Below are 24,069 nucleotides of genomic sequence, written 5' to 3' on the forward strand. Positions count from 1 at the left end.
GTGAGGTAAAATTTATGATTGATAATGCTTTATTTTCAGACTTTTATGAATTGACAATGGCTCAAGGTTTTTGGAAAAAAGGAAACAATACAAAAACCGTTTTTGAAATGTTTTTTAGATCAAATCCTTTTAAGGGGGGCTATTCCGTCTTTGCAGGCCTTGAACCCCTCTTAAAAACCATTCAAAATTTTCACTTTGAAAAAAGCGATATCGACTGGCTTAAGTCTTTAGGAATATTTGAAAAAGATTTTTTGGAATATATTGCCGGTTTTAAATTCTCGGGCAATATTTGGGCAATGAAAGAAGGCAGTCTCGTTTTCCCGAATGAACCCTTAATCCGTATCGAAGCTGATACGGTTGAAGCCTTGCTCTTGGAAGGCCTAATTTTAAACATGATAAATTTCCAAACCCTTATAGCAACCAAAACAGCCCGAATTTGGCTGGCCTCAAAAAAGGGATCTATAATGGAATTCGGTCTCCGCAGAGCTCAAGGCAATGACGGTGCTATGAGTGCAACAAGAGCTGCCTACATAGGCGGAGCTTTCGGCACAAGCAATTCCCTTGCTGCCAAGGAACTCGGCATACCCGCCCTCGGAACAATGGCTCACTCATGGATAATGTCTTTTAAAAGCGAAGAAGATGCCTTTCAGGCCTATGCTGACATGTATCCCGACAATTCAATATTCTTAATAGATACTTATGATACGCTCCGTTCGGGTATTGTAAATGCTATCAAGGTAGGAAAGCGGCTGCAAGAAAAGGGGAAAAACTTCGGAGTACGCCTCGATTCGGGAGATATTTATTATTTGAGTAAGGATGTGCGGAAGCGGCTTGATGAAGCAGGTTGTACTAAAGCAAAGATTTCCGTTTCAAACGAACTGACGGAAGAAATTGTAGAATCCCTAGTTCAAAACAATGCACCTATAGATTCTTGGGGAGTAGGTACTCACATGGTTACGGGCGGAAATGAAGCATCTCTTACAGGCGTATACAAAATGGCCGCCCGCAAGAGTTTAGGAGAAGCGGAATGGACTCCGGTTATGAAATTTTCTGATAATCCAGCAAAGATGACTAACCCTGCATGTAAGCAGGTTTGGCGCCTATACAATCCCGACGGAACATTTAAGGCCGATGTGTTGACCCTTGAAGACGAAAAAATTGAAGAGGGTGTGGAGCAGACTTTTTATCACCCTGCAAACGATTATCAGAATTTTACCTTTACACCGACAAAGATTGAAGCTCTTTTAGAAAAACGTATTGAAAACGGCAAGGCTGTCGGCAAGGCTCCAAGTCTTAAAGAAATCAAAGCCTATGCTGAAAAACAGCTCGACAGTTTGGACTACACTTCAAAGCGCCTTTTAAACCCTCACATATACAAGGTTTCTTTAAGCGAAAAGATGAGGGATTTAAAACAGCAGCTGATAAAAAATAAACCGGTTTTTAAAAACTGATATTGATGATAAAAAAACCGATTATACTTCCCACAAAAAACGCCTATTAAGATATTTAATCCTAATAGGCGTTTTTAAAATTTAAGATAAATTCTTAAAAAATGTATTTTAGCAAATTTTACCGCCCGAAACCTTTATGTCGGAATTATTTTGGACAATAGCTTCGATTGCAAGCTCAATTCCTTTTACAATCATCTCCAAACTCATTGAAGGCGTTAAGGCGGGCTTTCCGATAACCTGTTCGGGTAAAAACGGAATATGAATAAAACCGCTTTTCATCGGTTTGCCCTGAGCCGTTCTTGCCGCAGCAATATGGGCTACGCCGTAACAGACATGGTTGCAGATAAAAGTTCCTGCCGTATTCGATATTGAAGCAGGTATTTTACCGGCTTTTACCTTTTCGACAATGGCCTTAATGGGCAAAGTAACAAAGTAGGCAGCAGGCCCGTCTTTTACAACGGGTTCATCAATGGGCTGATTACCCTCGTTATCGGGAATTCGGCAGTCATCAATATTTATACCGATTCTTTCAACCGAAATATCGGCCCGGTTTCCGGCTTGACCGATACTTAAAACTACATCAGGGTTTTCTTTTTCGATCATATCTTTTATCTTTGCTACGGATTTTCCGATAACTGTCGGAATTTCCAGCTTGATAATTTTTGCTCCCAAAATTTCATTGGGAAGAAGTTTAATTGTTTCAAGAGCCGGATTAATCTTTTCGCCGCCGAAAGGATCAAAACCGGTAACTAAAATTTTCATTTATCTCCTCACTAATTTTAAAACGCAAATATCAACATCAAAATAATATGAACAATAATCAAAGCAAAGGACATAAGGGCTTGGGCCTTAATCAATGTATATTTATTTTTAGTTTCCAAAATTGCGGCAGGAACAATGTTAAAGTTTGCAGCCATAGGTGTTAAAAGCGTACCGCAGTATCCGCAAGTCATACCTAAGGCTCCTACAACAGCAGGATTTCCGCCTTGAGCAATTACAAAGGGAACACCTACACCGATTGTGATAACGGTAAAAGCGGCAAAAGCATTTCCCATAATCATCGTAAAGATTACCATTCCAAGACAATAAGCGATAACGCCCAATACGGGAACACCCTGAGGAACAATACCGCTTGCAAAATGGCCGATTATCTTACCTATTCCGGCTGTTGCAAAGATTGCTCCCAAAACGCCGAGGAGCTGAGGAAGCAGACTTGAAGAGCCGACCTGCATGAGCATCTTTGAAGTATCATTGATAGTATTCTTCATCTTAGGCTTGGTTAAAAATATTGCAAAAATGAGGGCAACTATGGAAGCAAGGCCTACAACTTGTGCAGTAGAAAAACCAAAGATTATTTCTTTTCCGGCAGCATTTGTTCCAAGCGAAATTTTAAAGCTCTTCATTTGAGCCAATAACATCGCAACAACACCTATCAAAACGGCTGGAATAAAAATCTTGTTGCCTACCTTTTTTGAATTTTCGGTAATCTCTTCTTTTGTTGCCGACTTAATATCTGCAACTTTTACTTGTTTTGTAAGAGTAAAACCGCCCAAAACAATGAGTAAGCCTCCGATAATGGCACCTCCGTAAGGTACGTTAAGAACGATAACTTTACCGAACATAAACAAGAGACCTAAGATGCCCCAGAACAAAAATGTTCCGATTGGATTCTTTTTATCTTTTAAGGAGATTACGGCTGTGATAATAGAAACTAGACCGCAAAGGCCGTAAACAATTTCATCTATAACCATTGTATTATTATGAATAAAACTAAACATCTGCCTTTTCTCCTTTTCTAAGTGACTTTTCAAATAGCCAGCACTGCACCAAGGCTATAAGAACCATTGCAACACCGGCTAAAATTGAGTACTTAGCTACATCAGTATTTGTAATATCAAGACCTTGTTCCTTAAGAGTTCCTGTAATTAAAAGAACACCAGATGCAACAGGAAAAATATTTTGACCGAAAAAGTTTCCGTAGTTTTCGGAAGCTCCTGCGAGCCCCTTAATTTTTTCGATATCATCTTCGGTAAGCTTTACATGTTTTTGAGCAGCTCCTTCAGCCATGGGGAGGATTAAGGGTCTTATAAACTGAACATGACCGCCCAATCTAATAGAAAATGCACAAGCAATTGTTCGTATAAGAATGTAGAGCCAAATAACCATACCGGCACTTGCTCCCTTTATCTTTTTAATAAAGTCTGCAGCTCTTTCCTTTAATCCGTAACGCTCCATAATAGCGATTACAGGAAAAGAAATAAAAAACAAGCTCATGTAGCGGTTGTTGACAAAACCTGTACCTATTGCATTAAGGACTTCAACGAATCCCATCTTTGCAATCAAACCTGTTACAAGACCTGAAATCAAAACAACTGCAACTACATCGAGTTTTAAAATAAAACCGGCAATAATAATTGCAACGCCTATTAAAACCAAATAGTTCATATCCAACTCCTTTTATTGGTTTATATCCGGCGTATTTTACCAAAAAAATAAAGCTTTGTCTATTATAAATAATTACACTTTGAATTTAGAAACTTCTTCCGTAAGATTTTGGATGCTGGCCTTATTTTTTTGGCTTATCTCATTTACTTCCTGTACGGCATTGCTAATCTGTACCGCACCGGAGGCCATCTCGTTCATGCTGTCAGTTATAACGCGGGTCAGTCCATCCAGTTTTTGCATCTCCTCGGCAACACTCTCCCCTCCTTTCAGCATTTCTTCAGAGCCTGCCTGCACTTCAACCGTTACCGTGTTGATACCCTTAATGGCAGACAAAACTTCCTTACTTCCTTTCTCTTGCTCATGCATAGCTTCGGTAAGAGTGTCACTCATCGATTTAACTTGCTCGGCCAAATTGAAAATAGCGTTAAATTTTTCCTCTACGGTTTTTGACGAGGTGGAAAGAGCTTCTATTTCACCCGAAAGCGCTTTAAGCGTTGCAGTTATTGTTTTGCCCTGTGCGGAAGACTCTTCTGCAAGCTTTCGGATTTCATCGGCTACAACGGCAAAACCTTTGCCTGCTTCTCCTGCATGAGCGGCCTCAATAGCTGCGTTCATTGCCAATAGGTTGGTTTGGCTTGCAATGTGCTGGATAACGCTTGAGGCTTCCAATAGACTGCCCGACTCTTCCGTTATTTTCTGCGTAACGCTGTTAGCGCCTGAAAGTGTTTCCTTGCCGTCGGCGGTAGCGGAAGCCAGCGTTTTTATAACGTCATCGGTTTTACCAAGTGTCTGCGTGATGGATGCAATATTCGCAACCATCTGTTCGATTGAAGCGGAGGATTCGGCGACGCTGGCAGCCTGATTTTCGATACTTCCATTTAGCTGTTTAATCGTACGAACAATTTCTTCAATGGTTGCAGCCGTTTCGGTAACGCTTGCTGCTTGGGTAAGAGCCTGTTGCTTTACTCCGTTTATGTTGGCGCTTATCTCGTGTACGGCGCTGGCGGTTTCGGTCATATTGCTTGCAAGCTCGTTGCCGATGTTTTCCATATCGACGCTGTTAAGGCCTACTTGCTTAATCGATGAGCCTATTTTCGAAATAGTCTGATTAAAGTATTCTGAGAGGTCGGTTATCTCGTCATTGCCGTGTACGGGAAGGCGTACCGTTAAATCGCCTTCACCCTCTGCGATGTCTTTAAGTGCGGAAACGATAGCCGTTATGGGTTTAATCAATGCAAGGGCTACAAAGAAAACGATAACCAGTGCAATAGATATAACCACTGTTCCGATACCGAACACCGACCTACGCAAAGTATTAACTGCTCCCATAAACTCATTTACCGGTGCGCGGATAATAACAGACCAACCAGTGGTTTTCATTGTGGCAAAAGAAGCTATGTAAGATTCTCCTTTGTATGTGTAATAGCCGACCTCGCTTTCGTCTGTATCCCAAACATACTCCAAAAAATCGGCACACGAAGCAAGCTCTTTGTCCGTTTTTGCCAGCTCGATAATGCTCACTTGATTTCTAACCAGCTCGATATCTTTATCTGCAACAATGTTTGTTGTATCTCCCATTATATAGCAATTACCTGTTTTGCCGACAACTATATCTTTAATCTGTTCGGAAAGCCAAGACCCGTCAAAATCCGCACTTAGAACACCTATAATTTGATGATTATCATCGTAAATCGGAACAGCAATAACTTGGATGAGTTTTTGTGTCGTCTTTGAAAAAAGCGGTTCGGAAAGAAATGCTTTTCCGTTTCGTGCCGCTTTGAACCATTCTCTGTCACCGACATTAGCACGTCCGTTAATACTGTGGAGTGTACCGTCAAGCTCACTGAAATCCAATTCATGAATGGCTGTATTAAACGCAACCTGTTCCTTCAGCAGTTCAACTTTTTTCTGATTTGAAACGGAGGCATCGCTGAAGACAGGCATACGCGCTATACCTTCAAGGAATTGCTGAACTGCGGTAATGCGCCCGTCAATAATTTCGGCAACATCAGTCGCCTTGTCGATTAAGTGATCTTCCACCTTTTCGGTAACGGCTTTACGGGCGATACGGGTCGCAAGAAAACCTTCCACCGAAGCAGCTATGGCTATCAATAGACCAAAAACTATGATCAGTTTGTAGCGGATTGAAAAACGTTTTTTCATCTATGGTCCTCCTCTTTTAGATTGACAGGTCTCAATCCAAGACACGATGTATACCTTATCAAAGAGCTGTAGCTATTTAAAAATATTTGGTCAGAGGCATCCCTCGGCTGCTAGGCTTCGAATTTTATCCGGCATGCACGTTTTATGCCAAGTATTTTTGAAAAACTTTTTGCACTTTTTTTGCGAGAAGACTTGTAATTGCTATTGAAGTCTTCTCTATCATTGTTATAAAGTATACCATGCCTTCCCGCATACTGCAAGCTTTAAAAGAATTTTTTTTAGTTTTTCTGAACTTTCAAGCGCTTCCTTGAGAAGATAGAAAAACATCATCCAAAAATTCAATAAAAACAACACCGGCTTACACTTTAAATTTCCCAACTTCTTCCACAAGATTTTGTATACTGGCCTTATTTTTTTGGCTTATATCGTTTACTTCCTGTATGGCATTGCTAATCTGCAACGCACCGGCAGCCATCTCGTTCATACTGTCGGTAATTATGCGGGTCAGAGCGTCAAGTTTTTGCATTTCTTTAGCTACATTCTCACCGCCTCGCAGCATTTCTGCGGAACCGTCATTTACCTGACTGGTTACCATGTTTATATCGCGAATAGCCGACAAGACTTCCTTGCTGCCGTTTTCCTGTTCACGCATAGCGTCCATTAGGTTTTGGCTCATCGTTTTGACTTGTTCCGAAAGGGTAAAAATAGCGTTGAACTTTTCTTCTGCCGTTTTTGAAGAGGATGAAAGAGCTTCAATTTCTCCCGACAGAAGTTTGAGGGTAGAAGTGATTGCCTTTCCTTGGCTACTGGATTCTTCTGCGAGCTTTCTGATTTCATCGGCTACAACGGCAAAACCTTTGCCTGCTTCTCCTGCATGAGCAGCTTCGATGGCAGCGTTCATCGCCAAAAGATTAGTCTGTGAGGCTATGTGCTGAATGACACTAGAGGCCTCCAATAAACCACCCGATTCTTCCGTTATTTTCTGCGTAACGCTGTTTGCTCCGGTAATAGTGTCTTTACCGTCAGCGGTAGCGGACGCAAGCGTTTTTATAACATCATCGGTTTTGCCGAGCGTCTGTGTAATAGAAGCTATGTTTCCTACCATCTGCTCGATAGCTGAAGAAGATTCTGCGACATTCGCTGCCTGATTTTCAATACTTCCGTTCAGCTGTTTTATTGTGCGGATAATTTCTTCGATGGTAGCTGCGGTTTCGCTAACGCTTGCCGCTTGGGTAAAAGCTTGCTGCTTTACGCCGTCAATGTTGGCACTTATTTGATGTATGGCACTGGCGGTTTCGGTCATATTCGACGCAAGCTCGTTGCCGATATCTTCCATATCTCCGGTGTTTAGACCTACTTGTTTAACCGATGAACTTATTTTTGAAATAGTTTGATTAAAATATCCCGACAAATCGGTAATTTCATCGTTACCGCGTATTGGAAGACGCACAGTTAAATCTCCCTCTCCTTGTGCAATGTTTTTCAAGGCTGAAACGGCAGTTTTTATAGGTTTTACTATGGTGCCGGCTATAAAAAAGACAATTAATTGTGCAATCAAAAAGGTTATCACACCTGTACCGATCATTGAAGTACCCAGGGTATTTACCGATCCCATAAATTCATTTACGGGGGCATTTATAACAATAGTCCAGCCGGTAGTTTTCATCTTAGCATGTGAAGCGATTTTACTTACGCCCTTGTATTCATAAAAACCGATGGAAGACTCGTCGGCTTTTACCGCCATTCTTTCAAATTCTGCAAGGGAAGCATAAGCTGCATTCTTTTTTGCCTCTTCACTGAAATTCATATGGCCGGTTACCAATTCTTCATCTCTATCGGCAATGGTAGTTCCCGTAAGCCCTAAAATGTAGCAAATACCGGTTTTCCCGACAACTATGTCAGATATATATTCCGATAACAGTAAGCCTTTAACGTCGGCGGACAAAACTCCGACTATGGTATCGGTAGAATCGAGAATAGGGACGGCAAAGGTTGTTACGAGTGTTCCGGTTGCCCTTTCTATATACGGTTCAGTAACAAATTTTTTTCCTGCAAGAGCCGCTTTAAACCATTCTCGGTCGCTTACCTGAACTGAACCTCCCGCATAATAAAAGGTTCCATTTGTATCCGTTATATCTAATTCTTTTATACGGTCGTTAAAACGAGACTCTTTTTGTAAAAAGGATACTATTTGGCTATAAGAATAAGAAGAATCCGACAACTCAGGCATACGGGCAATGCCCTCGAGAAACTGAAAAAGAGCCGTGACGCGCCCATCAATAATTTCTGCAATATCGGCCGCCTTGTCGAGTAAATGCGTATCGACTTTTTCTGCTAACGCTTTGCGAGCAGTACGAGTTGCAAGAAAACCTTCCATCGAAGAAGCGATGGCTATCAATACTCCGAAGACTATAATCAGTTTGTAGCGGATTGAAAAACGTTTTTTCATTTATGGTACTCCTTTTTTTAGATTGACAAGTCTCAATCCACGACATGATGTATATCTTATTTTTCCAAGCATCCCAAAGAAATCAATCTTTGATTAAGGCTTGAAAAGAGCATAATTCTATCGCCTTCAATGTCGAATTTTATTTTTTCGCCTATTTTGTAGGTTATATTTAAAAACACGACACCCGTTAAAAGAAGGTTCCCCACCTTAATCTTAACGGTAGTTTCCATACCTGTGGGCATCGAGCTGTATATAGAACCTGTCAATTTTCCGTTTTCGTGTATTTTAATAAACTCGGGGCGGACTCCGATGATAAAATCTTTTTCAGTCGGTATGGGAGAATTTAAATCAAACTCCGCTTCATCGGCCTTTGCAATGTGATACTTAAAAGGCAAAATCTTATTTTCCTTTTCTGCATTTTTTGTGCGTTCGGCTTCTTCTTCTCTTTGTTTTTTAATTTCGGCCTCCGTTTTCAAAAGCCATTCTTTATAATCGATTTTTTGAGCCGGCTTAAACTTAAATTGCAAGCCTTCTAAACAACTTAAATTAAAATCTCCGTCTGCAGAGGTTTCGCCCGCAGCTTCTATAAAATTTATCGAAGGATTTCCTATAAAGTCTGCGGTAAATAAGTTTACCGGTTTTTCATAGATATCCAAGGGAGCATCATATTGCTGCAAAAGACCGTTATCCATCAAGCATATCTTTGTTGCCAGAGTCATAGCCTCCAGCTGATCATGGGTAACATAGATGAATGTCGATTTTGTATCCAAATGAAGACGCTGCAATTCACTCCGCATTTCAAGCCGGAGTTTTGCATCAAGGTTTGAAAGAGGCTCATCCATAAAAAGCACCTTGGGCCCGGGAGCCAGGGTTCGGGCAATGGCAACCCTTTGCTGCTGTCCACCTGAAAGTTCATTGGGATACCGATCCATAAACATTCCGATTTTTACGATGCGGGAAACACGGCGAACTATTAAGTCTATTTCTTCGTTTTCAAGCTTGCGTATTTTTTTTATAACTTCGCCTTTTTCATCTACAAGTTCGTAGTTATTATTTACCGAGAATCCGGTTTTCTTGTGCTTCTCTAAAAGAGATGCCCTCTTTTCATCCAAACCGGAAATTATTGATCTTACTTTTTCTTCACGATTTTCAGCTTTTTCAAGCCCATAAGACAAAACCGTTTTTGCCGTATATTCCGAAATAATAAAGTTGTCTATTAACTTTATCAAGGCTGTTTTTTCGTCAAGTCTATTACCTTTTTTCTTGTCTTTAGTCTGCGAGTCGATAATAATTTCCACAGCTTTTCCACATTCATTTAAAATCTTTTTTAAGTCATCTATTCTTTTAATTTCAAAATCGCAGAGAGGCATGATTTCTTTGATGTTTTTTAAGCCGAAACTTATGTTCTCATAAACGGTCATATTCGGCCAAAGGGCATAGTTTTGAAACAAAAAACCGACCTTTCTTTTGTTTGCAGGAATGTTTATACCTTGCTCGCTGTCAAAAACCGTTTCCCCGTCGATGATTATCTTTCCTCTTGTCGGAGTTTCAAGACCGGCAATCATTCTAAGAGTTGTTGTTTTGCCGCAGCCTGAAGGCCCCAGCAGGGTAATAAACGAATTATTTTCTATGGTTAAATTTAAATTATCCGTTCCGTAAAATTTTCCCCATCTTTTTGTAAGGTTTTGTAAAATTATCTCAGGCATTATTGACCTCCTACACCCGTATCGATTCCGGCCTTTGTAAGCTTGTTTAATCCGAAATTTACGGCCAAAATAAATATAATTAAAATTAAGTTGATTGCACTCGAAAAGGCGTATAAGCCCATTTCGTCGTAATAGTCAAGCATGGTTGTGCTTATTTTGGACTGACTGCACAAGAGCATAAATAGGGTCAATTCCCTAACACAGGTTATAAAGGGCAAAAGATAGCCGCTTAAAATTGCCGTCTTTTGAATGGGAATTATTATCCTTGTCATACGTTTATGCCAGGGCGTGTCCTGTATCAAAGCAGACTCTTCTATTTCATTGCTGATTTGAAGCATAGAGTTAAGAGAGCTCCTCGACGAAAAAGGAATATACTTAATTGTTCCGACTATTATTAAAAGCAAAAAGGTATCATATATTCCCAGCATAGATCCGAATATAAAGAAGGCTATACCTACTGCAAGCGAAGGTAAAAGGTAGGGCAAAAAAGCTATGTCGTTTACGTAATTTGCAAACTTGTTTCTTCTGTGCTTGCTTACCGAATAGCCTATCAAAAGCCCTATCGTTCCTGCAAGGAAGGCGCAGAAAAAGGCAACAATCATAGTTCCTTTAAAACTCATCCAAAAGGCACGGTTATATAAAATACCGAATTGTCCGTACATACCGACATCTTCGGTCGAGTGATGCGTCCACCATTTTAAGGTTAGGTTTGCAAAATTACCTGTCCTAAAAAAGCTGTAGTCTCCGGGGTTGGGCAAAAAGGTTTCAAAGGCAAAGGAAATAACGGGGTATATTCCGGTAAATAAGGTAAAGATAATTAAAATAGCAGGAATTAAATATTGCCCGATTTTTCCCACATTTACCTTGCTGACCTGTCCGCTCTTTCCCGTAATTGTGGTATAGTTTTTTCGGGATTTCATGCTGAGCCTGTTTGTAATCAGTATTAAAATTCCGAAGAGCATCATCACTACGCCGATAATACTTGCCTGCCCCGTCCTTACAACCTTTAAGTCTATATATTTGGTGGAAAGGGTTGTCAGTTTTAAATAGTGCGGAACGGGATAGCTACCCATAGCGCTGCCGAAAACGAGCAAGATGGTCGATAGGATGGCAGGTCTTAATAATGGAAGGGTTACTTTGCGGAAAATTTTTGATTTTGAGGTATTTAAAATCAAGGCAGCTTCTTCCAAATTGGAATCCATATTTTTAAATATGCCGCCGATTAAAATATAGGCAAAGGCTGCATAGTGCAGGGATAGAACAACAATTGCGGGGAATAGACCCTCAGCCCACCATGCAGGCATTGTAACTCCGAAAAGGTCTGCAAGTATTCCGTTAGAGCCTCCCGTGACGGCAGTACTCTTAAATAAGTTTATCCAAGTAAGAGCCAATGTCCACTGAGGCATTATATACGGAAAAATAAAAACAACATTCAGATATTTTTTGCATTTTATATTTGTGCGTGTAATCAAATATGCAAAAACTCCGCCTATTAAGATAGCTCCTATACAGCTGAATATCGCAAGCAACAGCGTGTTTGTAAGCGGACCCCAAAAATTTCTCGACGAAAGGGAGCCGGTAAAAATATCCTTCCAATTAAAGACGGTAAAACCGTTCGGCCCATGCATAGCATCTATGGTTCCGGGATGAACCGCAACCGTGTCCAAAAGAATAGTTACTACCGGAGCTATAGTCGTAACAGAGAGCACAACACCGAATATAAGCAATATCAGGTTTTGAGGTTTTCTAAAAAAATCCTTACTTTGATTTAAAAAAACCGGAATTGTCTTAGTCAAAGTCTCCTCCATAAATTAACTTCCTTACGATTATACTATAACTCGAGCTTTTACGCAATATTTTTCTAAAATTATATTCTAAAATTAAGATATATTTACTAATGATGATTTTATTCCCATTCTAACGGCTGGTTTATATTACTTTTTTTTGTTATACTGATCGACGAGGAGATATGCGGTTTATAAAAAACCGCTTGAACTTTTTTGAGGAGAAGAAGATGTTCAAGAAACTATTGTACTCGCTTAAACTGGTTTTTAAACTAAATCCGTTAAGCTTGGTCTTAATTTTTACTTTTGCAATAATTTCTGCAATATGCAGTGCCGTTTTATTGGTCTATATAAAGGCTCTGACAGCAAGTCTAACGGCTTCATCGAGTTTAAATACTTTTGTTCAGACAAATATGCTTAATCTGACAATAGCAGGCCTTTGCTTTTTGCTTACGGTTTCAGTTTCAAAATATCAGTCCGTATATTGCGAAAAAGCGGCTCTCAAAATAAATAAAAAAATAAACGCTTCTATTCTTAGCAAGGCGGAAAAGTTATACGGCTTACAGCATTTAAAGGATAGACAGTATTTTGTAACCATCGAAAAATTAAATATGGGAGATTTTGTAATTGAAAATTATTTAATTTCTTTTTCGCCTCTTATTGCCTTAATTGTTAATACAATCTGTATTTCCCTACTTTTTAATTTTATCACTCCGGTTTTACTAGTCGTATTAATTGCCGCAAATATTCCTTCATTTTTTATACGAAAAAAAGTTGCAAAAATCAAGCAAGAAGAGATTGAAAAAGGAAATATCCCATCTTCAGCACTTGAGTATTATTTTAGAAAATCGCTTGATGCCGCGGCTGCAAAAGATTTTAGACTCTTTGCATTTACCGGCCTTTTCCTGAAAAAAATTGATACCTGTTTTTCAGAATTAAAAAATTTAAGAATGAATTCCATTTCTAAAACTTCAAGATGGAATTTGCTTAATCTACTCATAAAACTTATATGCACCGCAGGTATTTTCTTTTTATTCTTTAAATCAATCATATCCGCAGAGATGTCTACCGGTGCAATTATGATGATCGTTGTAGTTCTCTTTCAGCTTTCTTCAAACATTTCAGGTATCGGTTCTTTTTGGGCTTATTTACAAAAAGAATTGGATTACTTTTATAATTACAAATATTTTTTGAGCTTACAAACTATCCAAAACGGTAAGTTGATATTTAATGAACCGGTTTCTTCAATTGAATTTAAGTCGGTTTCTTTCGGATATGACAGAAGAATGGTTTTAGAAAACCTCTCCTTTAAAATAGATTCAAAAAAGGTATTTGCCCTTGTCGGCGAAAACGGCGCAGGAAAATCTACAATTGTAAAACTGCTTTTACGGTTTATAGAGCCCATCAGCGGCGAAATACTGATTAACGGCATTCCCATAAAAGAATTTGAAATAGAATCTTATAGAAACGCAATTTCGGTTATCTTTCAAAATTTTATGCGATACGGACTTTCTGCAAAGGATAATATATTTGCAAATCAAGATATTTCAAAATATAACAATATTGACTCAATATTATCTTCTCCTTTTTTTAAAAAATTGCCAAATCAAGAAAACACCCAATTAAATATGGGTTTCGGCGGTTATGATATTTCAGGCGGAGAATGGCAGCGCATTGCCGTCATGCGCGCCTTAAGTAAACCTTACAGCCTTTTTATTGCCGATGAGCCTACTGCAAATATAGACCCAATCGAAGAATATAATATTTTCCAAACAATTATAAAAAAGACAAAGGGTATCAGGTTGATTATTACACACCGAATGGGAAGCATAAAAAATTGCGATGAAATTTTCGTATTAAGGAACGGAAAAATAGAAATAAGCGGCCCCCATTCCGAAATTATGCAAAAGTCCGAATATTATGCAAGCCTTTACAATTCACAAAAGTCTATGTACACCCATATTGAAAAAGGAGAAGCAAATGAAAACTAAAAACTCTGTAATTTTTCTTCCCATTAAAATAATGTTTAAAGCCGACAGCGTAAAATTGATTTGGCTCTTGTTAATAGCAATTACTTCCGGATATCTTAATTATTTTGTTTTAAAATCTTTAGATTTAATACTCAATTCGAATATATCAAAGCTATTTACTCCTGAAATGATAAGTCTGACAATCCTTCCGGCTCTTTTATATTTTTTTATCTCTATTTTGAATTTTGTTTCAAGCACTATAATTGAAAAGCTGGAATACAAAACAGGCCTTTATATCAATAATCTTATTATAAAAAGATCTTTCGGGTTTAAGGGAATCGGAATTTTTGAACATCCTGATTATATCGATATGTCATACACCCTTGCAAATGCAAAGTCAGTTATGGCATCTTCAGTACGAGAGTTATTTACATTTTTAAGCCTTGTATTAAACCTTATTTTTTATGTTTTCTTTTTTGCAAAAATAGAATTAATCTTTCTTTTAATTTTAATTCCGGCATTATTGCCTATTTATTTTACCGAAAAAGCAAAAGCAAAGATATTTATGCAAAAACAACTTGCTATGCAGCAGTTAAGGATACGAGGATATCAATATAAGTTTATGGCCCTTTCCGCACAACATGCTCAAGATAATCGCATTTTTTCTTTTATCCCATTATTAAAAAAGAATCTTGAAAAGCTGAATGAGCAAATCGATTCTACATGGAAAACTTTTAACTCTAAAAAATTAATCGTAGATTTTATAGCATTTTCGACAAACATTCTTGTAACGGCTTTAGTTATTGCAGTTTCATTTTTTAGATTTTCAAATAATCAAATCAGTTTTGCAACTTCGGTTATTTTAATCTTTGCAGTGTATAGAATATTTAAAATGGCTTCTTCAATTTCGGTACAAATAGGAGTCAATAAGCAAACCTTTTTATTCTATGAAGAACTGCAAAATTATTTGCAACTTTCAGATAATATCGATTTATCAAAAAACGGCAAGATTTTAAACGGGCCTATTTCTTCTATCGAATTCCAAGATGTCAGCTTTGCTTATTCTGAAAATAATTATGTGCTCAAAAATTTATCTTTTAAAATAAATGCAGGAGAATCCGTTGCTCTTGTCGGACAAAACGGTGCCGGTAAAACCACATTGATAAAATTACTTTTACGGTTTTACGACCCGTCTTCCGGTACAATTTTAATAAACGGCATCGACATAAAAGAATTGGATATTGATTCTTACAGAAATGCTATTTCGGGAGTCTTTCAAGATTTTTCAAAATTCGCATTGACCCTTGGCGAAAATATTTTTGGAAGCGGCTCCGGCCAAGACAAAACGGTCTTTTCAAAAAAGAGCAAAATGCTTTTATCTAAAATTTTAGAAACGATGGACGATAAGTGTGATACCAATATCGGGCAGGATTTGGGCGGCAGAGAGCTATCGGGCGGTGAATGGCAAAAAATAGCTATTGCCCGCGGTCTGGAAAAAGAAAATACAAGTCTTTTTTTAGCAGATGAACCGGTATCGGCAATCGACCCGATTGAAGAAGCAAACATATATAAATATATTCTTCCCGAAAACCCAAGTCAGGCAATCACGATAATCACAACACACCGCTTAGCTTGCACAAAGGATGTAACAAAAGTATTATTATTGGAAAACGGAACATTACAGGAGTTCGATTCTCATGAAAACCTGCTAAAGACTTCCGAGCGGTACAAAGCCATTTACTGCACACAGGCGGACGCATACATTTAAATCTAAGGTAAACCTCTAAAAACTGAAGTTTTTAGAGGTTCCCTCATATTAATTTTTTAATAATCTTTTAGTTTCGTAAGGAGCTGATCCATTCACCTACGGTAAAGGTTACACTTGCACAGTATACGGGCTCTTCGACAATTAAGCCGCCTTTTCCTTCTCCTGTCCACCAGTCATAGCCTCTATCGTTTTTAGCGGGGAATTTATTTATTTTTTTAACTTCTCCGTTTACTTCTTCTTCAACATAGCCGTCCATGCTGTGATCTTGATTGATAGCAGGGTTGGAGCTGTATCCGCCCATGTCTTTTCCCCAAGGATGGAAGCCTTCTTTTGTTGTTACCATATAAGCAATAAAGGCACATGCTGTCCAAGGAAGAGGAGCATTGTTTAAAACCTGCAAATAGTGCTTATATGCATAGCCTCCGAAGCCGATATATCCGTCCTGATAAGCAGCAACGGTAATATTGTTTACGGAAGATTCGTCTGTTTCTTTAATTGAGCGCAATTTGGAGTAAACCAATAAACCCGTTTGATCCTTAGAAGATTTTTTTACCAAATCTACGCTGATGGGGCCGTCATCGGTTTTTAAGTTAAACTGAGAAACAAATAGTTTGATCCATGCGAGGGCATATTTTCCGTTTTCGTTTAAACCAAGTTCTTTAGCTGTTTTTTCCAAGCCGTCAACTATGGGCTTAAAATAAGCTTTATCGGCTTCAGGCAAAGCATCATAAGCGGCTTTTACAACCTTTGAGTACTTTTCATGAGTAAGCATGAGCAAAAAGTTTTTTCCGATAGGTTCGGATTCCAAACCCATAAACAGGGGGCTTTGACCTTCTTTTACAAAATCCCATACATTTAAAAACTTGTTTGAAGCTTCGACATTATTGTACATAAAAACTTTGCTCAAAGTTTGCAAGGCCAAGGGATTTCCGTTTTCTTTCATGTCGGTACCCGCAGATTCTTTCCACTCTTTAGGAACAAAATTATGTAAGATGCCCGTATCAATCATCTTAGCCTTAATCTGAGCTCCATCCTGAATAAGAGTCATAGAAAATTCGGGGTTAACGTTCTTATTATCGTTTGTAAGCTGGTCAAAAATAGTATTGTTCTTAGGCTGAGACCAATCTATTTTTCCGGTATAGTCGGGATATTTTGCCTTCATTGCCTCAACAAAGGTCTCTCCTGCAGTCTTACCTCGGCTTGAGTTACCCAAACCTTTTAGAACCTTTCCGTTTGATTCTTGATAGGCCTTTTCGAAAAGCTGATCAAGAGTCATACCTTCGGCTTCCTTTATTACTTTAAGAACAGCGTTGTTCTTTTCCGATTTGCCACCGCAGCTGGAAATTGCAAATAATAGCGCTGCGATTGATAATACTGAAATAATTTTTTTCATTTAAAGTCTCCTTATATCTTTATAATATTAAATATATTACATATTCTTTAAATACACAAGGGCTATTACCTTTAAGTTATAAAATAAGCGATTCTCCTTATTTGAAAAGGTTAAAAATTTACGGTATAATACCTAGTTTATTTGCAAAAAAAGGTATATAATGTTAGAATGTACTTAGACTTAAAGGAGATTTTACGTGTTTTTTGACAATTATCCTATCAAACTTTCAGATACAACAAAACCCTTTTTTTTAAAAGGCCTGAAAACCGCTCCGGCTATTTTGCTGATTCATGGTTACACGGGTTCTCCCAGAGATATGATTTGGCTGGGGCATCAGCTAAATGAAGCCGGCTACAATATATATATTCCTCGGCTTCCCGGACACGGCACAAATAAGAATGATTTTTTGACTACTAATTGGAAAGATTGGCTCCGTAAGGTTTGTGATGAGTATATTGACCTCTGTGCAATGTATGAACGAGTTTTTGTAGGAGGCCTTTCAATGGGAGGGGTATTAACCTCTCTGATTGCAGCCCGTTTTAACCCTGAAAAGATATTTTTATGTGCTCCGGCTTTTATAGCAGCGGATAATCGAATAAAACTTACTCCTTTTTTAAAGTTTTTTGTCAAAAAGATAGCAACCGTCAAAAAAACTTATGAAAATGACCCCGAATACGGCAGAGCCATATCGGACTATAACGGTGTAGAATACTTAGCAAAAACGGCTGACCTTTATAAATTACAAAGATTAGCCTTAAAAAATATGGTTTTTATAAGATCGCAAAGCCTTACAGTCTTATCAAAAGCCGATAAATTGGTGCCCTTTAAGGTAAAAGACCTCATAGATAAGACTTTAAGAAATCAAAACGACTATCTAATCCTTGAAAAAAGCAGTCACATAGTTACAAATGATGTTGAAAAAGAGCTTGTAGCAAAAAAAATAATAGAATTCTTAAAGGATTAAACTTTTTAGTAAAATTTACCGATAATATTGCAGGATTATTGTATATTTGATATGACTTTTTTAAAAAAGAGTGATATACTTATACTATATGGTTACAAGGAAGTATTAATGAGAGATTTTGATTACTATAAAAAGCAGCCCAAGGCTGATACTCATAATCATCTGAATTTAAGTATGGAGTATTCAGACTATAAAAAATGGGCAGGCTTTGAAATTCCCAATTTTCCACGCAAAATGAACGGTCTTGATGAAATGCATGAAATAATCGGACAATATACCCGCCCTGCATGTACTACAGCACAACACGTAATAGATCTAATAGAAATGTCCATAATGACCGCAATAAAAGACAATGTTGTTTGTATCGAAGGATCCGTCGATATTGGCTTTATAAAGCAGTTTAATGAGAATTTGGATGCTTTTCTGGAAGGGATAAGCGGTATAGTAAAAAAATATAAAAATAAAATCAAAATCATTCCTGAACTGGGAATATCAAAGACCATAGATCAAAGTTTTTTAAAACAATGGATAGAACCCATGATATCATCAAAGGTTTTTAAAAATATAGACCTTTACGGGCCTGAAGTTTCCGAGGGTATTGAACAATGCGTATATATCTTTAAATTGGCCGAAAAATACGGCTTAAAAAAGAAGGCCCATGTCGGCGAATTTTCAGATGCAGCTTCAGTCAAATATTTTGTTGAAATGTTTAATTTAGACGAGGTTCAGCACGGCATAGGGGCAGCCCAAAACGATAAGGTACTGCAATTTTTAGCCGACAGAAAGATACGCTGCAATGTTTGTCCGCAAAGCAATATCATGCTGGGGGCAGCCAAAGACCTAAAATCCCATCCGTTACGTAAAATGATGGATGCAGGAGTTCCTATAAGCATAGGAACCGATGATATTCTGTTCTTCGGAAAAACAAACAGCGAGCAGTTTTACGACCTTGTAAGCGAAAAAGTTATAACCGAGGAAGAAGCCGATCAGTTGATGGCAATTAGATAATTTAAAATAATCCTAATATCATCTTACCGAATACATCATAAAATAATTTTGCAAACAATAAAATTATAACAACAATCATAAGAGGCCTGATAAATGCAGCTCCTTTCTTTAAAGCAAATCCGGCACCTAAGTAATTACCGATAATACCGCAAACAGCAGCAGGAATTGCAATTGAAAAAATAACCTTATTATTTATGAGAACGGCTGTCAACGAAGCATAGTTTGAAGCAAGGTTTAAAAGTTTAGCATTCCCCGATGCCGTTTTTAGGTCATACTTCATCCATGCAGAATAAGCGATAATTGCAATCGTACCTGTTCCCGGCCCTATAAGCCCGTCATAAAAACCTACACAAGCACCGATCAAGGCCGCCAAAACAAAAGTCTTTTTTTGAGGTATTTCCTTTGATTTATTTTCATTGCCGAAATTCCGTTTTAGCAAAAGAATAACAGCTATTGCCGGAAGTATTAAAATCATAGCTTTTTTTAGAAAAACTTGGTCTATTCCCAAGGCAATTTTCATTCCCAGATAGGAAGAAATAAAAGAAAATAAGGCAGAGACTAAGGCTATACGCCACTCAAGAGCTCCATGTTTAAAAAACCGAAAAGCCGAAAAAGTTGTCCCGCATGCTGCCGAAAACTTATTGCAGCCTATAGCCATATGAGCCGGAAGCCCTACAAAAAAATAGGCCGGAATAGAAATAAGGCCTCCGCCGCCGGCAGCCGAATCTACAAAACCTGCAAGAAAAACACAAAAACATAAAAAAATCATTGCCTGTAAAGATATATACATAAATTATTCTCCTCTATATCAATTTAAATCTACATGAACTTCTGTCTTATCTTCGTGGTGTAAGAACATAAAAAGAGCCACTGCAAAAATTATGGCAAAACCTAAAAGGCTCCATCGGTCGGGAAGTTCTCCTAAAAAAGCAAAACCGAAAATTGCAGAAAAAACTATTTGGGTATAATCATAGACCGAGATTGAACCGGCCGGAGCATGAGCATAAGCTGCGGTTACACAAAACTGACCTCCTGTTCCAAAAAGGCCCGCAATCAATAGCATAATGATTTGATAAAGGCTCATCGGATGATAAAAGATGATAAAAAGCGGAAACAGCATTAAAATCGAAAAAAATGAAAAGAAAAAGACTATGAGAGGCCCCTTTTCACCCTTAAGAGAAAGGCAGCGGACGCAAGTATAGGCGGCACCGGCCATCATTCCTCCGCACGCCCCTACAAGAGCTGCAATCACATGGCCTGTGTCTGCAAAAGCCGGTTTTATTATAAGAAGGCTTGCCGAAAAAGCTGTGATTACCGCAAGGATTTGATATAGTTTTATTTTTTCCTTTAAAAATAAAAAAGAAAAAAGAATGGCAAAAAAAGGAGCCAGTTTTGCAAGAATAGAAGCATCCGCAAGAAGCATGTGCTCTATCGCATAAAAGTTTCCGACAATCCCCATAGTGCCGAAAATTGCCCTCATAAAAAAGAAGGGCAGATTTTTTTTATTCAAATGAAATTTTTCTTTTGAATTTATAAGCACGGTAAAGGATACAGCAGCCGCTATTAGATTTCTAAAAAAAGCCTTTTGCATTGAAGGCAAACTACCGGCAAGCTTTGCCGACAAATTCATCGATGCAAAGCAAAGAGCCGACAAAATTAAAAACATAATACCCTTTTGTTTCGATGTTAATTTCATTTTTCAACCCTCTAAAATATTTTTCTAAAATTTTTTTGTTCTTTTTTGCTGGTATAACCCATTGCCTCGTAGAATTTATGGGCTTCAGTGCGGCCTACACTCGAAACAAGTCTTATACCTGCGGCTCCCGTATCCCTTGCCCAAGTTTCAGCCTTAGTAAGAAGATCACGCCCGATTCCCTGCTTTCGATATGAGGGATCAACGGCAATACCCATAATATTTTTCAAACTGTCATTAAAAGAACATTCATAATCGGCAATATGTACATAGCCGATTAATTTATTGTCAACAAAGGCTCCAAAAATTTTAGCTTCCTTGCCGGTCAAAATTTTTTCCAACTGTGTTTTTGTTTTTTCCAGAGGAAAATCATAACCCAGAGCATTTTTATTTAAATTCCGGATATCTTTATAATCATCTATAGTAACTTCTCGTATTATCATAACAGCCTCCTCATAGATTTTCGTTCAGCCATAGAATGGCCTCATCCAGCATTTGAATGCTTATATAATGGTTCATTCTTTCGACGCTCATTAACTTTAAAAGCTCCTTGTTTTTATAAAGCGGTAAGGTTGAATCGTAAAATTGTTTTTGAATCTTATAAGAAACAAGGGAGTCCTTTATTCCATGTAAGAGGAAAAGAGGACGGTTTATAAGCTTGCCGATGTTTTGTGCGGGGTCGGCTTTTTTTGTTGCCTCATCAAATTCGATATGAGCTTCATCATATTCTTTTTCGATTTGAAGGATTGCATTTTGCCAATCGCAGGCACCGTTAAAAACGACCGCAGTTTTTACGCTTGGATTATGGGTAAAGATTCCTGCCGTAGTAAAGCCTCCCATAGAATGTCCTGAAACGGCAAGGCTGTTTTTATCGGCATTACAATTTTTAACGGCATAATCTTTTAGTACGGAAAACTCGGCAAGGTTTTGCATAATTGTAGGCAAAAAAAATTCGTTTAAAGCCTTATCATAATCTTCAAACTTATTTCTTTCACCGTGATGGACTGCATCGGGTAAGATTACCTGATAACCCAAAGTCGAAAAAACATAGCCCATCAGCTTTTGCTTATTCTTTTCTGAAGACCAGCCGTGATAATAAAATACGGTAGGGAAAGGCTGAACAAAACCGCTTATTTCTGAAGGATAAAAACGCAGACAAGGTATTCCCTCAATTTCTATACGTTCTTCGATTATGTTTTGATTTTTGTATTTACCCATAGCTTTACCCCCCTTTTATTCCGTCATTCCCTTATTCCGAAAAAATAGAATTTTGAATCAGCTTTATTTTTGAAATATGGGCTATAGAAATTTTCAGCTTGTCATTAAGATTACCGCATGCAAGTATAAGAACAGCATCTTTTTCTTGTTTTAAAATATCTTCAGGAATCCCGTATATCTTTTCCTTTCCTTTTTCAGTGTGCAGCTCTATCTCAAGAGAATGATTTCCTAAGATTGCCTGTTCTGCTATTTTTTGTTTTCCTAAAAAATCAAGGCCGGTCGCTTCTTTTTTTGTAAATTTAAAAACTCCGTCTTTAAGCTGCTCCTCCGTAATTATAGCTTTACGGTTTATGCGGCTGCTTACGGCCTTAGCATCTTCCTTTGTTAAGTGCAAATCTTTTAGTATTGCACTTAATTGAGATAAAGTTTTTGAGTATTTATTTTCTCTTTCTTTTTGCTTCTTTACCCAATCAAGCTTTTTTGTATAATCTTTTTTTTCTTTTTGAGAAAATAAATTCAACTTTTGAAAATTTCTTACGGACGAGGATTGAGGAGGTTTATTTTTATAAAAGATAAATTCCAAACCGCTTTTATAAACGGCTTGTTCAAAATCTTTTAAATCTTGAACATTTAAAAGATAAACTCCCTCCGCTATTTTTTTACGGACAAGTTTTTTTAAAGGCGTATCAAGTTCAAAAAACTTTTCCTTTTCCTTGTTTACGGAAACGACAAAACCGCTGTATAATTCCAATGAAGTAAAATTCTTATACCACTCGTTTATAGAAACTCTTATATTTTGCGGAATCTCATGCCCTGTTGCATCAGATAAGATTTTATATATATTTTCGGAAGTTAATTCCGATTGAAAAATCCTAGAGCAAGCTTTTTTTGTGATTTCGAATTTTCCTGTAGTTTGAATTAAAACGGGCTCCATACACTCTGCTGCAGACAGAAGATGTTTTAGGTTACTGTCGGGTAAAACCGTAACTTCAAATGAGGGATCAATTAAAAGAGGTTTTTGAGGCTCTTCCGCATTTTTAAATAATTCGGGATTTAAATAAATCAAATTTTTCTCTCTGCATAAAATTCCGAACAGTTCTGCGGTGTCGATAAAGTTTGTATGTAAAATATTCTCGTTTCCAATTTCATTTTGTACTGCCGAAGAAAAATTTTGCATATACAAAAGAAGAAAAAATTGCTCTACATCTTCTTCTTCATAATATGCATCGGGATAAAAACTATTTAAAAATTCGAAAAGGATTATAACAAGTTTTTGTAAATTTTCTTTCCTCATCTTAAATAAGGATGCAGCCGTAAAATATACCAAACGCTCAAGTTTATTTAATTGAGAAAAAGCGCCCCATTTTGCTTTTTGAACTGCAAATCCGTTTTCGGTTCTAAAAACAAGCCCTAAAGATTCACATGCTAAAAAAATAGAGTCAATATGTTTTGTCTTTTCCGAAAGCCACGGAAAAACTTCTTTAATTAAATCTTCGTATTTTTTTTTAAAAGAACCGTCATTTTTTAAAACGACTTCGTTATGAATACAAAAGGAATAAATTCCGGCAAGGGCCGTATCGTTTATATTTATTTCTTTAGATTTTACCTGCCCTGTTTTTTCCGGCATAAAAAAAAGATTGGGTGATAAAAAGGGGTCTATAATTTTTTGTAAAATAGGATTAATCCTGTATATCTTATCCCCGTCATTATTTTGAACACGGTACAAAAGAAGGCGCTCTTCCGCATTTAAAAGTTTTTCGGACAATTCGGAATAAGATATTTTTTTTGAAAAAAATATAGACAGCATCGCCTGTGTTGGATTGGGGATTTCGCTTACGGCTTTTAAAATCAATATATCATAAGAATCCAGACTTTCTGCAATTTTTTCTTGTATTGCCGGTTTTCGCAAGAAAGCACTGAGCTGTTCCGCAAGGCGCTGCTTATTAAAGGGGGTTTTAATTTTTCCCAAATACAGCTGTATTAAATCAAAAAAATGATGATCGGGCAACTTTATAATGTTTTCCCGCCATTCGGCAACATCTTTGGGGTTCATCTTT

The 24,069-nt window shown here is 37.7% G+C and carries 18 protein-coding genes; 5 read left to right on the forward strand and 13 right to left on the reverse strand.

The annotated features are described in order from the left end of the window. Positions 1-14 precede the first annotated feature (14 nt). A complete protein-coding gene (locus tag TDE_RS00845; RefSeq protein WP_002681057.1) occupies positions 15-1,451 on the forward strand; it encodes a nicotinate phosphoribosyltransferase in 1,437 nt (478 codons plus the stop codon). Positions 1,452-1,559: 108 nt separating this feature from the next. Here the strand turns inward: TDE_RS00845 and pcp are convergent, their stop codons facing one another. From pcp to TDE_RS00880, 7 genes are all read right to left on the reverse strand, one after another. Continuing rightward, positions 1,560-2,213, reverse strand: a complete 654-nt coding sequence (gene pcp / locus TDE_RS00850) for a pyroglutamyl-peptidase I (RefSeq protein ID WP_002681058.1) — start codon at positions 2,211-2,213, stop codon at positions 1,560-1,562. Between the two features lie 17 nt (positions 2,214-2,230). Next, entirely contained in the window at positions 2,231-3,229 is a 999-nt protein-coding gene (locus TDE_RS00855) for a DUF979 domain-containing protein (RefSeq protein WP_002681059.1), read from the reverse strand. Then, positions 3,222-3,896: a DUF969 domain-containing protein gene (locus tag TDE_RS00860; protein ID WP_002681060.1), complete on the reverse strand. Its 675-nt coding sequence runs from the start codon at positions 3,894-3,896 to the stop codon at positions 3,222-3,224. The genes TDE_RS00855 and TDE_RS00860 overlap by 8 nt, the downstream gene beginning before the upstream one ends. Positions 3,897-3,968: 72 nt before the next feature. Beyond that, positions 3,969-6,059 (reverse strand): methyl-accepting chemotaxis protein, encoded by a 2,091-nt coding sequence (locus tag TDE_RS00865; RefSeq protein WP_002681061.1) that lies wholly within the window; start codon positions 6,057-6,059, stop codon positions 3,969-3,971. 358 nt (positions 6,060-6,417) lie between these two features. After that, entirely contained in the window at positions 6,418-8,508 is a 2,091-nt protein-coding gene (locus TDE_RS00870; protein ID WP_002681063.1) for a methyl-accepting chemotaxis protein, read from the reverse strand. 56 nt (positions 8,509-8,564) lie between these two features. After that, the gene (locus TDE_RS00875; RefSeq protein ID WP_002681065.1) at positions 8,565-10,214 is read right to left on the reverse strand and encodes an ABC transporter ATP-binding protein; all 1,650 of its coding nucleotides are present in this window, start codon (positions 10,212-10,214) and stop codon (positions 8,565-8,567) included. After that, positions 10,214-12,022 (reverse strand): ABC transporter permease, encoded by a 1,809-nt coding sequence (locus TDE_RS00880; protein WP_002681067.1) that lies wholly within the window; start codon positions 12,020-12,022, stop codon positions 10,214-10,216. The genes TDE_RS00875 and TDE_RS00880 overlap by 1 nt, the downstream gene beginning before the upstream one ends. A 206-nt stretch (positions 12,023-12,228) precedes the next feature. Here TDE_RS00880 and TDE_RS00885 point away from each other — a divergent pair, with 206 nt between their 5' ends. Beyond that, entirely contained in the window at positions 12,229-13,989 is a 1,761-nt protein-coding gene (locus TDE_RS00885; RefSeq protein WP_002681068.1) for an ATP-binding cassette domain-containing protein, read from the forward strand. Further along, a complete protein-coding gene (locus TDE_RS00890) occupies positions 13,979-15,736 on the forward strand; it encodes an ATP-binding cassette domain-containing protein (protein ID WP_010956692.1) in 1,758 nt (585 codons plus the stop codon). The genes TDE_RS00885 and TDE_RS00890 overlap by 11 nt, the downstream gene beginning before the upstream one ends. A 67-nt stretch (positions 15,737-15,803) precedes the next feature. Here the strand turns inward: TDE_RS00890 and TDE_RS00895 are convergent, their stop codons facing one another. Next, a complete protein-coding gene (locus TDE_RS00895) occupies positions 15,804-17,129 on the reverse strand; it encodes a hypothetical protein (protein ID WP_002681074.1) in 1,326 nt (441 codons plus the stop codon). A gap of 196 nt (positions 17,130-17,325) precedes the next feature. Between TDE_RS00895 and TDE_RS00900 the strand changes: the two genes are divergently transcribed. Next, positions 17,326-18,093, forward strand: coding sequence for an alpha/beta hydrolase (locus TDE_RS00900; protein ID WP_002666565.1), 768 nt, complete (start codon positions 17,326-17,328; stop codon positions 18,091-18,093). A gap of 108 nt (positions 18,094-18,201) precedes the next feature. Next, the gene (locus tag TDE_RS00905) at positions 18,202-19,101 is read left to right on the forward strand and encodes an adenosine deaminase (RefSeq protein ID WP_002681076.1); all 900 of its coding nucleotides are present in this window, start codon (positions 18,202-18,204) and stop codon (positions 19,099-19,101) included. A gap of 1 nt (position 19,102) precedes the next feature. Here TDE_RS00905 and TDE_RS00910 read toward each other — a convergent pair whose 3' ends face one another. Genes TDE_RS00910 through TDE_RS00930 form a run of 5 tightly spaced genes read right to left on the reverse strand, consistent with a single transcriptional unit; the run spans position 19,103 to position 24,065 of the window. Further along, a complete protein-coding gene (locus TDE_RS00910) occupies positions 19,103-19,891 on the reverse strand; it encodes a sulfite exporter TauE/SafE family protein (protein WP_002681078.1) in 789 nt (262 codons plus the stop codon). A gap of 18 nt (positions 19,892-19,909) precedes the next feature. Beyond that, positions 19,910-20,797 carry a DMT family transporter gene (locus TDE_RS00915; protein WP_002681080.1) on the reverse strand — a complete coding sequence of 296 codons (888 nt, stop codon included), beginning with the start codon at positions 20,795-20,797 and terminating at the stop codon, positions 19,910-19,912. A gap of 11 nt (positions 20,798-20,808) precedes the next feature. Beyond that, entirely contained in the window at positions 20,809-21,237 is a 429-nt protein-coding gene (locus TDE_RS00920) for a GNAT family N-acetyltransferase (protein WP_002681082.1), read from the reverse strand. A gap of 10 nt (positions 21,238-21,247) precedes the next feature. Further along, positions 21,248-22,012, reverse strand: a complete 765-nt coding sequence (locus TDE_RS00925) for a prolyl oligopeptidase family serine peptidase (protein WP_002681083.1) — start codon at positions 22,010-22,012, stop codon at positions 21,248-21,250. 31 nt (positions 22,013-22,043) lie between these two features. Further along, positions 22,044-24,065 (reverse strand): hypothetical protein, encoded by a 2,022-nt coding sequence (locus TDE_RS00930; RefSeq protein ID WP_002681085.1) that lies wholly within the window; start codon positions 24,063-24,065, stop codon positions 22,044-22,046. Positions 24,066-24,069 lie beyond the last annotated feature (4 nt).

Origin of the sequence: Treponema denticola ATCC 35405 (genome assembly GCF_000008185.1) — a bacterium.
Taxonomy (GTDB): domain Bacteria; phylum Spirochaetota; class Spirochaetia; order Treponematales; family Treponemataceae; genus Treponema_B; species Treponema_B denticola.